The sequence below is a fragment of the Psychrobacter sp. A3 genome, from assembly GCF_028823565.1.
In the GTDB taxonomy this organism is placed as follows: domain Bacteria; phylum Pseudomonadota; class Gammaproteobacteria; order Pseudomonadales; family Moraxellaceae; genus Psychrobacter; species Psychrobacter celer.
The window spans coordinates 1-15,305 of record NZ_JAPEHS010000061.1 but is presented as its reverse complement, the minus strand read 5'-3'; the positions used below and the strand labels follow the sequence as shown (position 1 = coordinate 15,305).

Here is a 15,305-nt window from a genome sequence, read left to right as displayed (position 1 = left end):
CGTTTAAATCCATAACAGTTTTACATTCAGCTAACTATACTGATAAAGGATTTTGATTAATGATAAAGAATTTTGACTAACGGGAGGTATGCTTGAGTAAATCGCATTCCATGACAGTCTGATTATTTCATAAAACTTGCATAGCAGCTCTGCAGTGATTTTGCGACGACTCGGGTAACCAGCTGCGTGCGGTAGCTGGGGTCGATGGCCGCGTTGCCCAGCTCAACGAGGCTGACTTGCTGCGGGGCTTGCTCACTGACGCAGCCACAGACATTGCTTTTTATGGTTTCTTGCTGCGTCTCGGTCATGGCAACGCTAGCGATACGCCACGCATTTTGTTTTTCAATTTGGCTGCGACATTGGTTGTCAATGGCTGCGCGAAACACATTCATGCCGATCTCATTGGCGGCACCAATGGCAGTGCCAGCGTCATTATTGACGCTACCTGTGGTGGTGCAGCCGCCCAAGGCAAGCGCAGTCAGTAATGCAGTAGATGCCAGTATTTTTTTTGTAGACCCGTGTTTTTTCACACAATACTCCTTGGTATGGTTATAGAGATAAACATGGTGCCACGATAGCCCTAAAAAAGCACATAAAAAAACCAGCGAAGGCCATTTATTTTGGTATTCGCTGGCGTGTTAAGATCGCGCAGAGCATCAAAGCAAGACTGAAATAAGTCGATCCCAGTCTAACGAACTGATGCAGCGTATCTTTTTTATTTAGTTCTTTTATTTGGTAACGCCGATATTAGACGTTTTTGCTACTTTGCTTTTGCTGAATGTCTTTGGCCAACTTATAGCATTCGTTGATATGATCGGTGGCGATTTTCTTAAAAATGGTATAGCCCATCGTTGCAGCCACCAACTGCCCACCCAATGGGATAAATTTGGTCACTTGCTTGGCGGCGATACGACCACCAAAACCTTGAATGGTTTTTTTGACGAGACCGCGCGTCGCCATCAAACCTGCAAAGTCAACCGTACGATCTCTAATCGCGCTCCAGTGCACTTCGCGTGACTCCAAGTCAATCGCTGACTTACGGTCTTCGATCAAGCCAAAGCGCTCACTGATCTCAGGGATGAGCTGGGTCAACATGCCTGCATCGACTGCCACATCAAAAAACGGCACAGGTACGATGGCGACACCAGCTGAGACTCTGGCACGTTTTTTGACCAAATCCAGACATTCTTGTTTGACTTTATCGAGATCAAGATTGGGATCGATGGTATTAGGGAGTTTTTCAGCGACTGGTGTGGTTTTCATAAAAGGTCCTTGTACGTTTTTTTAAATAATGGAAAATAGGGTTTTTATATCACTTATGGTGAAAATATATTGATTGACATCTATTTTATGGATTTATCGGTAGCATACAATCATCGCTTTGTAGCAAAATGCAGAAAATTACAGTCACTGTGCACCGTTTTTGTAAATTTAGCCTAAGCCAGAGGTGTGCGCAGACATGGAGTGTAAGCACTGTATGATCTGTTGAAGGCTGACAAAGTGTTTTAAACAAGTGTTTTAAGAAGTCAAAAGCAATCGTAAAGAATAAACCTGACCGCTATAAATTGGCATTGTGACCCTGCATGAAAGCCAGTAGAATACCGTCATGCTAAATTTAACCCCTCGTTATACCAGCACTCGCATCGACGAGTTGCCCGCCGCCTTGCAGCCTCTTGCCGCCCAGTCACTGACGCTTGCCCGACTATACGCTGGTCGCGGCATCACCAATCCTGAGCAGCTGGAGATCAGTCTCTCTGGGCTACTGCCCGCTGAGCAGCTGCATGGTGTCACCAAAGCTGTGGATCTGTTAGATGCTGCTATTGATAAAGGTCAGCGGATTTTGATCGTCGGCGACTTTGATTGTGATGGCGCGACCAGCACGGCGCTGATGATGCGTGTGCTCACTAAGATGGGCGCGGTGGTGGATTTTTTGGTGCCAGATCGCTTTAAATATGGCTATGGACTGACGCCTGAGATTGTAGAGCTGGGGATTGAAACTTATCAGCCAGACATGATCGTGACGGTGGACAATGGCATCTCCAGTCATGAAGGTGTCGCCCGTGCGCAGGCCGACGGCATTACGGTGATTATCACCGACCATCACTTGACCACCAAAGCGACCCCGCCAGCTGAAGCGGTGGTCAATCCCAATCAGCTCGACTGTCATTTTGCCAGCAAAGCCTTGGTGGGGGTTGGTGTGGCGTTTTATGTGCTGGGCCGCTTGGCAAAACGACGCCGTACAGCTGGTAAGTCCACTGTACAAGTCAGCCAGTATTTAGATTTGGTGGCGCTTGGCACGATTGCCGATGTTGGCGTACTGGACAAAAACAACCGTATCCTGGTGCATCATGGGCTAACTGCCATTCGTCAAGGGCGCTGCTGCATGGGTATCTTGGCGCTCCTCGAGCAAGCAGGCCGCGATCCAAAGCAGCTGCACGCGCAGGACTTTGGGTTTGTCTTAGGCCCACGTATCAACGCTGCTGGGCGTATGGACAACATGCGTATCGGCATTGAGTGCTTGTTGACCGAAGACTGGCACACCGCGCAGCGTTTGGCGCAAGAGCTAGAACAGCTAAACCGTACGCGCCGTCAGGTAGAAGGCGAGATGCGGGCGCAGGCGGACAATATCGTACAAACGCTAGCAGGCACCGCCAGTAGCACCGATAAGCGCAGTATTATTTTGTATCAAGACGATTGGCACCAAGGCGTCATCGGTATCGTCGCTGGACGATTAAAAGAAACGTATTATCTGCCCAGCATTGTCTTTGCGCCAGCAGATAAAGCATGTACCGGAGACGATGATGCGATCAAAGGCTCTGCGCGGTCGATTGCAGGCGTGCATATTCGTGATGCCATTGAGCTGGTCGCTGAGCGCTATCCTGACTTAATCAGCCACTTTGGTGGCCATGCGATGGCGGCTGGCTTGACGATCAAGCGTCGTCACTTTGACGGGTTTGTGGCGGCGTTCAATGAGGTCATGGCAGAGATAGATGACGAGGTGTTTGCTGAGCAAAAACTCACCGATGGGCCACTGCAGGCCAGCGACTTTAGCCTATGGTTTGCCGAGCATTTGGCAGATGCCAGTATCTGGGGTCATGGCTTTGCACCGCCGATATTTGATGGGGTGTTTGAGGTATTAAGCTTTAAGGTTTTAAAAGACAAGCACTTGAAGCTATCACTGCGTTATCCTGACGTGCAGTATCCGATTGATGCCATTTATTTTAACTTTGATAGCGCGGCGTGGGATTATCGCGCCCAGCAAGTGCATGTATTGTTTGAGCTCGATATCAACGAGTGGAACGGCAAACAAAGCTTACAACTCATGATTAAAGACTTGGCAGTGGTAGCAGCGGCGTAGCTCGTAAAGCGCTTTTACCGCCAGTGCTTTGACTGTTTAGCATTGAGCATTGAGACCCGCGTGTCAGCGCCGTGTGATTAATATCGCCATTCTATGGTCGGAAACTGCCAATCATAACGTATCGCCAGCATACGCAAAATAAAAATCGTACTCATCGCTGAGACGTCAGCCACCCAAGGCGTCACGCCGAGATTGTGCAGCACAAAGTAGAGAATACCGCCTGCCAATGCCGCGGTGATATAAATCTCTTGCTGCAAAACCAGCGGTATCTCATTGCAGATCATATCGCGGATAATACCGCCGACCACAATGGTAATCACCCCTAGGAGTAAGGCCACTGGCACGTTGGCGCCCATACTGTCTGCGACTTTGATACCGATGAGGGTAAAGGCTGATAAGCCGATGGTGTCTGAGAGTTTGAGAAACGTATCGACGCGTCTGGAGTTTGGATGAAAAAATATCTGCATCACCAGTGAAGACAAGGTAATGACAGTCAAGTAGCTCATATCGACCATCCAAAACAGCGGATGACGGTCTAAAATGACATCACGTACCGTACCGCCACCGATGGCAGTGACAATAGACACCAGCAGGCAACCAAAGACATCGAAGTTTTTGTGCTTGGCCAGTATCGTACCTGAGACGCTACAAGCGACGATACCGATCATATCAAACAGATATATCAGCGAGCGCGGATCAAACGTGGTGATCAGAGCAGCAGGGTCTAATGCGATGGTCAACATGCGCAAGTCTCATTAGGTGATGATGGGGCAGCGGGTCGAATCGGTAGAAGAGGATAAAGGCTATCTACAATCAATCTGACAATCTGACAATCTGATATTAATGATATAGTCGATACACTCTAAAAATGTCATAGCGCTACTGGGATGAATTTTACGCACCATCTGTCGGCGTAGGCACAGCACGCCAAAAAAATTTATACCAGTTCCTCGTTATATTTTATTTAGAATCGACTATAGCCGTCAATCAACTAGGCGAATAGACGGCAGATGCCAGTCAAACCTCAGTGCCAACATCCGAACAGCAAAAATCACAAACAGCATAATAAATTCATTGATGCCAGCATCGACCCCCAAATACTGTAGCAGCAGATAGGTCGTAGAGCCTATGATGCTGGCCGTGATATAAATCTCACGCTGTAGCACAAGCGGTATCTCATTACAGATAATATCACGTAATAGCCCACCGATAATCGCGGTCCAAACCCCCATCATAATCGCAATGATCGGTGACATATCTTGCGTGAGCGCCACCTTAAAACCAATGACACTAAATGCGGCCAAGCCAATAGCATCAAAGAGCTTTAGCGCATTATCAATCTTATGATAAAGGTGAAAAAATATCTGTAAAATAAGCGAGGTCAGCGTGATAACAATCACATAATTGAGATCGGTCATCCAAAACAGCGGATGACGATCAAGCGCCATATCACGTAGTGTACCACCGCCGATGGCATTGACCAGCGATACCAAAATACAGCCTGCAATATCAAAGCCTTTGTGCTGCGCCAGCAAAGTTCCCGCGATTGCGCAGGCTATCACCCCTACCATATCCAGTAAGTACAACAAGATATCAGGGAAAATCAAATCATTAACCATCGTTATAGTACCAAGTCGTGACCGTCAAAATGAGATGACTAAGCGCAATAAAGGCTATTGCATTCGTCGTGTAGCAAAAACATCAACGAGACAGCTGTATACGACTTAGCCATCCTTGGCAAAAAATATCAGCCCGATAATGATCAAACCAATACCGAGCAAACCCATCGCTGAAGGTACCGAGTTACCCAGTAATAATATCCCACCGATAAGGGCAAATATCACCTCACTGGCTTGGGTGGCATCGACGCCAGCCACTTCGCTTGAGGTCACCGCCTGACCGCGCGCGTACAAAAATATAGTAGTAGCCGCCACCCCGGCCAACAAAGCCACCAGCAATGTATTGAACACTTGTGTGCTATCGGGCAGCTCGGGTCGCACTATCATGCCCAAAAGCAGCCAAAATGGCAAACTCCCCACAGTCATTAGCCAAACTTTGTTAAAGGCATTGTGTAGTAAGGTAGTCTCAATCGAAGGGATACGATGGATTAGAGTTTGCAGTAGTGACGGCGCAGGTGCGGCGGCAGGCAGAGCATTTAGAGCGGTGCTGGTGGTACTAGTGTCATATAAAGTAGGCGGCAGATCATAAGCTTCAGAGATTAGTGGCTCGTCATGGGTGTCGGCAATGCCAGATATGGCGTGCGACTGATCTGCCAAGTCAGCGGGTAACGCTGGCGTGCGGGAGTTATGAGTGACTTGCCAGACCAACTGATTGCCAATCGGGTAGCTAAAGGCGGCAATAAGGGCGGGCAGTGCCCCATAGAGCAGCATCTGTGCCATAGGGACGGCATGGGCAATATCAGTGTCGGCAAGTGCAGCGGCGTGCAAGCCCTCACTGACATTGACCATCACCACGCCAACAAACACTAAAAGGGCATAAAGGATGAATTTTTTATCAAAACGCTGGCCAAAGACCATCAGCACCAATAAGCTGGTCACGACGGTAAACATAAAGGTCGCCGCGACCACCCAGCCTGCCACATGATCGGCGGCATAGCAGATACCTGCATAAAACAGCCCAAAGCCAATACTGCCTGTGAGGCACCAAAAAACCCAGTGCTGAAAAAAGACCGCTGTCAAAGCTTTGAGGCGCCCCATCCCTTGCTGAAACAAGATGATGCCGGTGATTATCAGCCACATAAAGACATAGCGCAGACTCGCCGACCAAAACCAGTGGCCGCCTGCCGCACTCATCATCTCATTTAAAATAAATGTCGAGCTAAAAAACGCCCCTGCCAATAAGCCCAGTAGTATTAGCTTGATCATCTTTGTGCCCTTATTCTTATTTCCGTGTCGTGTGAGCGATTTATACCGTTTTTCTTGTGCCCTTGATACAGCTATTTAGCTGTTTATGATAACGCCGAGGCGATGCCTATCGTTATTTGCCTTTTTACTGTTTGCCTTTTCACTATTTACCTTTGACATCTGCCCAAATGATTTTGTGCAATTGCAGCTGAAAGCGCACGGGCAGGGCGTCGGTCAGTATCCATTCGGCAAGCTCGCGGGCAAGCACAGGCACCTCTGGACTGACCGCGTCATCGATATCATCTGCAACAGTAAACATCGGCGAAAACCAAACCGTGCCGACGCGTTTATCCAGCTGATGCTCAATGAGTGTGGTTTTTGCCCAGTCATAGTCAGTGCGGTTCATAATGACAAACTTAATCTGATCATGCTGGGTTAAGTGGTCAAGATTTGACCAAAGGTTTTTATCAGCTTCGCCTGAGCTTGGGGTTTTGAGATCCATGACTTTGCTGACCGCCGCTGGTACGTCTTTGACACTCAGCGCCCCTGCCGTCTCAAGGGAAATCTCATAGCCATCGCTGAGCAGGCGTTGCATCAGCTCGATGGCATTGGGCTGAGCCAATGGCTCACCGCCCGTCAGACAAATCCGCTTGCACGGATAGGTTTTGATCGTCGCTATGATGGCATCTAATGACTGACGCTCGCCACCTGTAAAGGCATACTCAGTATCGCAGTAGACGCATCTGAGTGGACAGCCGGTTAAGCGGACAAATATGGTCGGTAAGCCTGAGGTCAGCGCCTCACCTTGTAGCGAGTAAAAAATCTCTGTCAAACGCAGACCTGCGCTCGGGTCGGTGACGGGGATGGCGGCGGTGCGTAACGGCGACTGGTTCATAATGGTTTCAAATACAATATAGTTTCAACGACAAGTGAGCGTTGATAAAGCGCTCGGCGATAAGCTTGTGCAAAAAGTCAGGTCGTAGGTGCGGCCGCTTTATGCGAGGATAGCGCAAAAAATCACGGTGAATTATAACGTAACCAATGGTATTACGCTGCGGCTAATACATAAAAAATTAAAATATAAAAAAAGATGCTGAAGCCATGCTCCAGCATCTGTATATAAAGCTATTTTACTAGGGCGTGTCCTCATTTTAAAAATGGCGATAAAAATGAGATAAATCGCAGTCAAACAAGGAAGATAGCGCAAGTAATATCGAGATATTAGTCAGCTATTTGACACCGTTTGGCCAGATTTAGCCCATTTAGATGGCTATCGATTGAATTGAGGACACGCCCTAAAAACGGTTTAGTATAAAAACCAACGTATACGCGAGCAGATTAGTCTAAGCGTAGCAGCTCATTGACCGCTGTTTTTGCGCGCGTCTGTGCATCGACTTTTTTGACGATGATGGCGGCATAGAGGCTATGAGTACCATCTTCTGATGGCAAGCTACCTGGTACGACGACAGAGCCTGCTGGTACGCGGCCGCGATGAATCTCGCCTGTCTCGCGATCATAAATGCGCGTAGATTGACCGATATACACGCCCATGGAGATGACTGCGCCTTCCTCAACGATGACGCCTTCAACGATCTCAGAGCGTGCACCGATAAAGCAGTTGTCTTCGATAATAGTCGGGTTGGCTTGTAGCGGCTCAAGCACACCGCCGATACCGACGCCGCCTGATAGATGGACGTTTTTACCGATTTGCGCGCAAGAGCCAACGGTCGCCCACGTATCGACCATCGCGCCTTGATCAACATAAGCGCCAATGTTGACGTATGATGGCATCAGTACCGCGCCTGCTGCGACATAAGAGCCTTTACGAGCGACTGCTGGTGGCACGACGCGTACGCCTGCTTCTTTAAACTGCGCCTCACTCCAATCAGCAAATTTGGTCGGTACCTTGTCATAGAACTGCACATGCTCGCCGGCAGCTTGCACATAATTGTCATTAAGACGGAACGAGAGTAGCACTGCTTTTTTGGCCCACTGATTGACGACCCATTCGCCATCCTTTTTTTCTGCTACGCGCAGGCTGCCGTTATCTAGTTGCTCAAGCACTTGCTCGATGGCATCGCGCACATCTTGCGGCATGGTGCTTGGGCTATATTCGTTACGGTTTTCAAAGGCTTGTTCGATGGTTTGTTGTAATGACATAAAGGTTCCTAAAGTTAATAAAAGAGAAATCTTATAACAAAATAAGGGCGTAAATGTGGTGAAAAAACACGTTCGCTGTATTGTCGCTAATTTGACCGCTTTTAGCAAACGTCCGCAGTATTATCTTCTATCCATTCTAGGATATCTTGATAAACGGTTTGATGGTCTTTTTCATGGAGCGGCTCATGACGCATATTTGGATAAAGCTGGATATCGACGTTGCTAAAGTTTTGCTGGTTTAAGCGGGTGACGATGCGACGAATGCCGCGACCCATATTGCCGATAGGGTCGTCCTCGCCGCTGATAAAGAGCATCGGAAAGTCCTTGGGAATGGTGGCGGCCCAGTGTTTATTCAGCCCCGTTTCCATCAAACAAAACAGCGTCATAAAGCCGTTATTGGTAAAATCAAAGCCTGTCAATGGATCAGCCTCATAGTCTGCGATGGCTTCAGGGTTTTGACTTAACCAAGCAAACTCAGAATCTGATTGGCGGTTCTTTAGCTTGCTATTGAGGACTTTATTCATGACCGTGGCAAATACAGGATTTGGGGTTTTTGGGGCGACTTTTGCCAAGAGTTTATTGGCAGGTACCAGCACTTTGGTCAAGGGGTTGGTATCTGCACTGCCCATCAAGATAGCACCTGCAAAGCGATGAGCATGATGTTTGAGGACATTGCGGACGATAAAGGAGCCCATTGAGTGCCCCATGACAAAGTGTGGCACCTCCGGATGACGCGCTTGTAGCTGATCTGCCATCACGATGACGTCTTTTAGCAATGACTGCATAGGATGCTCGTCAGCGAAAAAACCTAAGTCCGCTTGGGTTTTGACGGTTCTACCATGGCCTAAATGGTCATAAGTGGCGACGGCGATACCGTGATCGGCTAAAAACTGTGCAAAATCTGCATAGCGGCCACTATGCTCGGCCATACCGTGTACGACGAGTAGAGTGGCCTTGATATCGGTTTGCGTATCGCTTGGCACAAAAAACGCATGATGTAGATGGTGGATATTGTCTGAGGACAAAATATGCTCGTGACTGCTATCGGTGCTACTACTCATAAAAAACTCCTATGATTCGGTAAAATACGGGGCGCATGATTGTCATAAACATAGAGGGCAAATCGCACGATATAAGCTGCCTGATATCGTGCATAGGCCATATCATTTGACTGTTATTGTACTGGACGCTGATAAATAGTGTTGCCTTCTTTGATGGTTTTTACTACTTTAATATTGCGGATATCGGCTGGTTTTATGGTCAGTGGGTTGTTATCTAAAATCACCAAATCCGCGAGTTTACCAGCAGCTAGTGTGCCTTTGGTGTCTTCTTCAAAATACTGATACGCCGCGTTGCTGGTGATAGCCTTGAGAGCTTGGTACGGCGTGATGCGTTCATCAGCACCGATGACTTGGCCTGTACGTGAGGTGCGATTGACCGCTGTCCAAACAGAAAACAGCGGATCGACTGGCGTGACAGTGTCGTCGGAGTGATTGGTATAAGGGATGCCCAATTTATCAACTGTGGCAAGAGGGCTTAAGGAGTTGGCGCGTTTTTCGCCCAAGTTTTTGATATGGACATCGCCCCAAAAGTAAGCGTGGTTGGTAAAAAATGACTGCACCATATTGTACTTTTTAAACGCCGCTAGCTGGTCTGGCCGCGCAAACTGCGTATGAATCGGCACGATACGGCGGTCTTTATCAGCGGCTTGCCCCGTTTGTTTGACCGCATATTCGTGCGCTTTTATGATCATATCAGTGGCCGCGTCACCATTATTATGAATAAATAACTGATTGTCATTTTTATAGGCTTTGACAAACATCTCATTCATCTTCTCTTGGCTGATACTCGGCAAGCCGCGGCAGTCGCTCTCGCAGTCTGGTACAGGCGTCAGATAAGGCTGAGTAAAGTAAGCGGTCTTGCCTTGCGGGGAGCCGTCGGCGATGATTTTGGTGCCTTGTACCTTAAAACCGTTTTGATAAGTTTGCCATTTAAAGTCTTTATCGGCCAAGTTTTCGTCCAAATCACTAACCCCTGCCAAGGAGACCAAGTCGATTTTTAGCTTACCATTATCGGCTTGTTTTTGAAAAAACTGAATAGCATCACGGGTAGTAGAGCCGTCTTGCGCTGTGGTCACGCCGTACTTGGCGTAGTAGTCTTGGGTTTGATCAAAAAACTGCGCTTGCTTGGGCTCAAGCGTCTTGAGCAATTGATACATAAGCGGATACATCGCTGTCTCTTGTAGCAGACCATTTGGCTCGTTTGAGCCTTTGACTCGGGCGATATTACCACCTTCAGGTGACTGACTATCGGCAGTGATGTCCATAGCAGCCAGCGCACTGGAGTTGGCAACCCCCATATGACCACTGGTATGCTGCAAATACACTGGATTGTTTGGCAAAACGCTATCAATCTCTTCTTTGGTCGGATGGCGATCCTCAGTGAGCTGAGTCTCATCATAACCCCAGCCAAATATCCACTCGCCATCAGCGATACTATTGTCTTTTTTATAAGCCTTTAACGCTAGCAGCATTTTATCGATATTGTCTATCTTACCAATCGGCGGTGCGCTCAGATCCACTTGTCCCATAGTGTTGGACACCAAGCCAAAATGACTGTGTGGATCGATAAATCCTGGCAGCAGCGTCTGATGTTGCAAATCGACGGTCGCGGCGTTTTTATAGTTGTTTTGCGCGTGTTTTAAGCTGCCAACATAAGCAATCTTACCGTTTTGGGTGACCAATGCTTGCGCTAGTTGCGGCTGGTCGCCCTCCATGGTAATGATATTGCCGTTGTAATAGATGGTTGCTTGACTGGTCGCTGCTTGTACCGCCACCGTGCTGTCTTGATTGTCTGCTGTCAGATTTGCTGCACAGCCGATCATGCCCAGTAGGCCCATGCCTAATAAGACCGGTCTTATAAATAGATGTGTGCTCATTTTCTTCCCTAGTCTTATCTTTTCCTATGAATGATAAACGTGCTGTGCGCTTTGCCAAAAGATACCGATAGAACCAATCTAACTATAATGGCAAATGCGGTCAATATCCTTGGGCGATTTGTTGCTTTTCTATCCTGTGGGAGCCAGTAGCGCCTAGAGCATGCATTAATGCTGATATGGAATAAGCAGCTAAATTATAGTTGATCCACTATAAAAGAAATGCAGTAAGACTGGGAAGCATTTTGCGCAGTATCTATTTGCGTCGGTGCAGGCAGTTTATTTACCATAAGAATTGCTATAGTATTATAGGTCTGTAACGTATCTATTTTTAAAGACTATGCGTTTAGACAAGCGTATAAAACATTTCAAGGATGAATGCCATGCTCAACTCTTCAAAATCTCCTTTGCTTTTATCAGCGATGTTAAGTGCTGTTTTAGGCCTAACCGCGTGCTCTTCTCCAAGCTCAGAAAACACAGACAATGCAGCGGCAGAAAGTAGTGCTACTGCAGACGATAAGCTGGACACAAAGTTTGTCACCATCGCCACAGGCGGCGCATCTGGCCCTTATAATATTATTGGTACAGCATTGTCTGAGGTTTATGCCAAAACCTTTGGGGTCAACTCAAAGACGCAGACCACAGGCGCATCAGTTGAAAACGTCAATTTATTAACCCAAGGCAAGGTAGATATGGTATTGGCGCTGAGCGATGTCGTCACCGATGCCGTCGACGGCAAAAATAACTTTGAGCAGCCAATTGATAACATTCAGCAGATCGCTGTGCTATACCCCAATGTCGTGCAAATCGTGACGTCGCAACAGTCTGGTATCAAAAATATCGAAGATTTGCGTGGTAAGCGTATCGCGGTTGGCGATCAAGGTTCAGGAACTGAAGTTAACGCTCGAACATTATTAGAAGGCTTTGGTATTACTTATGATGACATCACCGTCGACTATTTAGGCTTTGCTGAAGCGGCTGATGGTATGAAGGCTGGCAAAATCGAAGCGGCGTTCTTTAGTAGTGGTCTACCAAACTCGTCATTGATGGAGTTAGAGCAGGGCTTAGACTTGCAGCTGGTCACTATCGATCAAGACAAACTGAATGAGATTATCGGCACCAAACCTTACTTTAAAACCTTTGAGATACCAGCGGGTACTTACGGCAACGATACCGCGATACCGACGGCCGCGATTATGAATGCGTTGTTGGTGCGTTCGGATTTATCTGAAGACGATGGTTATAAGCTGACTAAGGCTTTGTTTGATAATTTGGATGGCCTAAAAACCGCGCATCAAGCAGCCAATGATATCAGCTTAGAGTCTGCCAACACTGGTATGGTAGCCCCAATCCATCCTGGCGCTAAAAAGTACTACGATGAGCAAGCAGCCAAGTAAACGTCTATGGTTATTAACTAGCGCGGCACTGATGGCTGCGCTAGTTTTTTTTGTGCTATGGGCCAGCGTATCCCAGCAGCCCGTTGTCGAAGTGCAAGTCGATGGCACCACCTGTTATTTTACTGAGCCCAACTTTGAGCTGCGCTGGATCCATTCTGTAGAAAAGCAGTGGTGGGAGGAGCAGTATCAACGTACAGACGACGGTCTGCTGTTGACAACCACTTATTTTGAAGCGTTTGGTGCAGGTACGCCGTCGACTGAAGCGCTGGCCCCCATACAAAGACCTGGCTATTTGGGTTATCAAATCAACGAAACACTGCCTAGCCTTAATTGGGTAGTGTCTAGATTGACCAAGGGTGAGCTAAATTATGCCGACCATCGGCTTTTGATTCATGAGTGGGCGCCAGATTATTCTGAAGTAACGGTTACGCCCAAGACGTATCATTTAATTGACAGATTACAAAAGGACTTTTGTCATGAACTCGCAAGTGACGGATCACGATAATGTGACCACGATGTCAGCCAATCATGCTGATCTGCCCATCCATGCCAGCACCCATGCTGCTACCAATGTAGATGCCGAGCTTGACGCGCAAGCTCATAATCAGGCCATATTAGAAAAGTATGATCGAGAGTCGATCACCCGTCACATCACTCAAGGTCCAGTTAAGTATTTTATCGCTGGAATTTGCATTTTATATTCTATCTTTCACTTGTATATCACCTTCAACCCAATGCCAGCACTATTGCAGCGCTCTGTACACGTCGGTGTTGGTTTTGCCCTGATATTTCTGATATTTCCAGCCAGTAAAAAAAGTAGCCGCAAGCACGTCGCTTGGTATGACTGGATTTGGTTCTTGCTATCATTGTCTGGCATGGCTTATCTGATATACGAGTATCAAGACATCGTGACCTCACGTGGTGGTATGGCCAATCCGGTCGATGTAATATTTTCTATTATCACCGTCATTTGTGTGTTAGAGGGCAGTCGTCGTATCACCGGTTGGATTTTGCCGATATTGGCATCGATATTTTTGGCTTATCCATTTGTCAGCCATCTAGATTTTATGCCTGATCGATTGCTCACGCGTCCTTATGATATGGGCGATATTTTTGGTCAGTTGTTTTTAAAAACGGAAGGTCTGTATTCTGTGGCGATTGGCGCGTCGGTGACGTTTATCTTTTTGTTCATCTTATTTGGCGCGTTTTTGGCGCGCTCTGGTATGGGCCAGCTGTTTAATGATTTGGCATTGGCTATTGCTGGGGATAAAAAAGGCGGCCCTGCCAAGGTGGCGGTCATCTCAAGCGGCTTTATGGGTAGTATCAACGGCTCAGCATTATCGAACGTTGTGAGCACCGGCGCGTTTACCATCCCATTGATGAAAAAAGTCGGTTATCACAAAGACTTTTCGGGAGCAGTAGAAGCCAGCGCGTCAGTTGGTGGGCAGATATTGCCACCGATTATGGGAGCCAGTGCCTTTATCATGGCGGAGACCACAGGGCTACCTTATAGCACCATTGCTTTAGCGGCTTTATTGCCGGCAGTGCTCTACTATCTGGGCGTTATTGCTCAAGTGCATTTTCGTGCGGGTCGCCGCGACCTAAAAGGCATCGCCAAAGAAAACCTGCCCGCCGTCAAAGAAGTATTAAAAGCGCGTGGTCATATGCTACTACCGATTGTGTTTTTGATTTGTTTATTGATTGAAAACGTACCCGTCGGCTATGCCGCGGCCTATACCATTGGCTTCACGGTTGCCATTAGTATGCTACGCAAAGAGACCAGAATGGGGTTTTCGGACATTTTGGGTGCACTAGAAGATGGTGCTCGCCAGTCGCTGGCGGTGATGGCGGCCTGTGCGGTCGTCGGAGTAATCATTGGCGTTGTCAGCTTAACCAGCTTTGGGACGGTGATGACATCATCCATCGTGACATTAGGAGCTGGGTCGTTATTCTTAACCCTAATATTGACCATGCTTGCCTCTATGGTACTCGGCATGGGGCTACCGTCTATTCCTGCGTATATCATTACCGCAACGATGGCAGCGCCTGCACTAGCAGGTTTTGATATTCCTATTTTATCAGCGCATATGTTCGTGTTTTATTTTGGTATTTTTGCCAATATTACGCCGCCTGTCTGTCTGGCAGCCTTTGCCGGTGCGGGTATATCTGGTGGTGATCCAATGAAGACAGGGTTTTTGTCGTTGAAGCTGGCATTGGCCGGATTTATCGTGCCGTTTATGTTTATTTATAGTCCGACGATGCTGATGATAGATCCCACAGGTCTGGCAGTCACGGCAAAAGACTTTCCGCTGCCGCCTATCCTTGATATCGTGACAGTGGTATTGACATCGGTAACAGGGGTTATTGCTTTAGGGGCGGCGCTAGAGGGCTATTTTAGGGGCGCTATGAGTCCACTCACGCGTGGCATATTGGCCATCGGCGCGTTACTACTGATTTATCCTGAACTGACCACAGGGTTTATAGGTGGGATTATCGTGCTGATTATCGCTGTTTGGAACATAAAAACAGCCAAAAAGCCCACACCGACCTTAACGGTTTAAAGCGTTAGGTATCTATATTAGGGCGTGTCC

13 protein-coding genes are annotated in these 15,305 nt (G+C 47.7%); 4 read left to right on the top strand and 9 right to left on the bottom strand.

Annotated elements, in window-relative coordinates:
• Nucleotides 1-122: 122 nt before the first annotated feature.
• Both NK638_RS09010 and NK638_RS09005 read right to left on the bottom strand, forming a co-directional pair.
• Nucleotides 123-530 carry a hypothetical protein gene (locus tag NK638_RS09010; protein WP_274632752.1) on the bottom strand — a complete coding sequence of 136 codons (408 nt, stop codon included), beginning with the start codon at nt 528-530 and terminating at the stop codon, nt 123-125.
• 217 nt (nt 531-747) lie between these two features.
• Complete coding sequence (locus tag NK638_RS09005) at nt 748-1,263, bottom strand: hypothetical protein (protein WP_274632751.1); 516 nt, start codon at nt 1,261-1,263, stop codon at nt 748-750.
• A gap of 343 nt (nt 1,264-1,606) precedes the next feature.
• Between NK638_RS09005 and recJ the strand changes: the two genes are divergently transcribed.
• Nucleotides 1,607-3,358, top strand: a complete 1,752-nt coding sequence (gene recJ / locus NK638_RS09000; RefSeq protein WP_274632750.1) for a single-stranded-DNA-specific exonuclease RecJ — start codon at nt 1,607-1,609, stop codon at nt 3,356-3,358.
• A gap of 77 nt (nt 3,359-3,435) precedes the next feature.
• On the opposite strand, the gene NK638_RS08995 is transcribed toward recJ, so the two are convergent.
• The 7 genes from NK638_RS08995 to NK638_RS08965 form a co-directional block, all read right to left on the bottom strand.
• Nucleotides 3,436-4,101, bottom strand: coding sequence for a trimeric intracellular cation channel family protein (locus NK638_RS08995; RefSeq protein WP_274632749.1), 666 nt, complete (start codon nt 4,099-4,101; stop codon nt 3,436-3,438).
• Between the two features lie 240 nt (nt 4,102-4,341).
• Complete coding sequence (locus tag NK638_RS08990; RefSeq protein WP_105245076.1) at nt 4,342-4,977, bottom strand: trimeric intracellular cation channel family protein; 636 nt, start codon at nt 4,975-4,977, stop codon at nt 4,342-4,344.
• 105 nt (nt 4,978-5,082) lie between these two features.
• Nucleotides 5,083-6,243 carry a multidrug resistance efflux transporter family protein gene (locus NK638_RS08985; RefSeq protein ID WP_274632748.1) on the bottom strand — a complete coding sequence of 387 codons (1,161 nt, stop codon included), beginning with the start codon at nt 6,241-6,243 and terminating at the stop codon, nt 5,083-5,085.
• Nucleotides 6,244-6,385: 142 nt separating this feature from the next.
• On the bottom strand, nt 6,386-7,117 hold the full coding sequence (queE, locus tag NK638_RS08980; protein WP_274632747.1) for a 7-carboxy-7-deazaguanine synthase QueE: 732 nt from the start codon (nt 7,115-7,117) through the stop codon (nt 6,386-6,388).
• 443 nt (nt 7,118-7,560) lie between these two features.
• Nucleotides 7,561-8,382 carry a 2,3,4,5-tetrahydropyridine-2,6-dicarboxylate N-succinyltransferase gene (dapD, locus tag NK638_RS08975; protein ID WP_274632746.1) on the bottom strand — a complete coding sequence of 274 codons (822 nt, stop codon included), beginning with the start codon at nt 8,380-8,382 and terminating at the stop codon, nt 7,561-7,563.
• Between the two features lie 101 nt (nt 8,383-8,483).
• Nucleotides 8,484-9,443, bottom strand: coding sequence for an alpha/beta fold hydrolase (locus NK638_RS08970; RefSeq protein WP_274632745.1), 960 nt, complete (start codon nt 9,441-9,443; stop codon nt 8,484-8,486).
• Nucleotides 9,444-9,556: 113 nt separating this feature from the next.
• Complete coding sequence (locus NK638_RS08965) at nt 9,557-11,320, bottom strand: amidohydrolase (RefSeq protein ID WP_274632744.1); 1,764 nt, start codon at nt 11,318-11,320, stop codon at nt 9,557-9,559.
• A gap of 380 nt (nt 11,321-11,700) precedes the next feature.
• On the opposite strand from NK638_RS08965, the gene NK638_RS08960 reads away from it, so the two are divergent.
• Genes NK638_RS08960 through NK638_RS08950 form a run of 3 tightly spaced genes read left to right on the top strand, consistent with a single transcriptional unit; the run spans nt 11,701 to nt 15,275 of the window.
• Nucleotides 11,701-12,714: a TAXI family TRAP transporter solute-binding subunit gene (locus NK638_RS08960; protein ID WP_274632743.1), complete on the top strand. Its 1,014-nt coding sequence runs from the start codon at nt 11,701-11,703 to the stop codon at nt 12,712-12,714.
• Nucleotides 12,695-13,219, top strand: a complete 525-nt coding sequence (locus NK638_RS08955) for a DUF1850 domain-containing protein (protein WP_274632742.1) — start codon at nt 12,695-12,697, stop codon at nt 13,217-13,219. Before NK638_RS08960 ends, NK638_RS08955 begins: the two co-directional genes overlap by 20 nt.
• Nucleotides 13,191-15,275 carry a TRAP transporter permease gene (locus tag NK638_RS08950; protein WP_274632741.1) on the top strand — a complete coding sequence of 695 codons (2,085 nt, stop codon included), beginning with the start codon at nt 13,191-13,193 and terminating at the stop codon, nt 15,273-15,275. Before NK638_RS08955 ends, NK638_RS08950 begins: the two co-directional genes overlap by 29 nt.
• Nucleotides 15,276-15,305 lie beyond the last annotated feature (30 nt).

What these genes read in the sequence shown, in the direction of transcription:
- NK638_RS09005 (WP_274632751.1), bottom strand. Translation starts at nt 1,263, where the DNA reads ATGAAAACCACACCAGTCGCTGAAAAACTCCCTAATACCATCGATCCC.
- NK638_RS08985 (WP_274632748.1), bottom strand. Translation starts at nt 6,243, where the DNA reads ATGATCAAGCTAATACTACTGGGCTTATTGGCAGGGGCGTTTTTTAGC.
- NK638_RS08970 (WP_274632745.1), bottom strand. Translation starts at nt 9,443, where the DNA reads ATGAGTAGTAGCACCGATAGCAGTCACGAGCATATTTTGTCCTCAGAC.
- recJ (WP_274632750.1), top strand. Translation starts at nt 1,607, where the DNA reads ATGCTAAATTTAACCCCTCGTTATACCAGCACTCGCATCGACGAGTTG.
- NK638_RS08955 (WP_274632742.1), top strand. Translation starts at nt 12,695, where the DNA reads ATGAGCAAGCAGCCAAGTAAACGTCTATGGTTATTAACTAGCGCGGCA.
- NK638_RS08995 (WP_274632749.1), bottom strand. Translation starts at nt 4,101, where the DNA reads ATGTTGACCATCGCATTAGACCCTGCTGCTCTGATCACCACGTTTGAT.
- dapD (WP_274632746.1), bottom strand. Translation starts at nt 8,382, where the DNA reads ATGTCATTACAACAAACCATCGAACAAGCCTTTGAAAACCGTAACGAA.
- NK638_RS08960 (WP_274632743.1), top strand. Translation starts at nt 11,701, where the DNA reads ATGCTCAACTCTTCAAAATCTCCTTTGCTTTTATCAGCGATGTTAAGT.
- NK638_RS08965 (WP_274632744.1), bottom strand. Translation starts at nt 11,320, where the DNA reads ATGAGCACACATCTATTTATAAGACCGGTCTTATTAGGCATGGGCCTA.
- NK638_RS08990 (WP_105245076.1), bottom strand. Translation starts at nt 4,977, where the DNA reads ATGGTTAATGATTTGATTTTCCCTGATATCTTGTTGTACTTACTGGAT.
- NK638_RS08950 (WP_274632741.1), top strand. Translation starts at nt 13,191, where the DNA reads ATGAACTCGCAAGTGACGGATCACGATAATGTGACCACGATGTCAGCC.
- queE (WP_274632747.1), bottom strand. Translation starts at nt 7,117, where the DNA reads ATGAACCAGTCGCCGTTACGCACCGCCGCCATCCCCGTCACCGACCCG.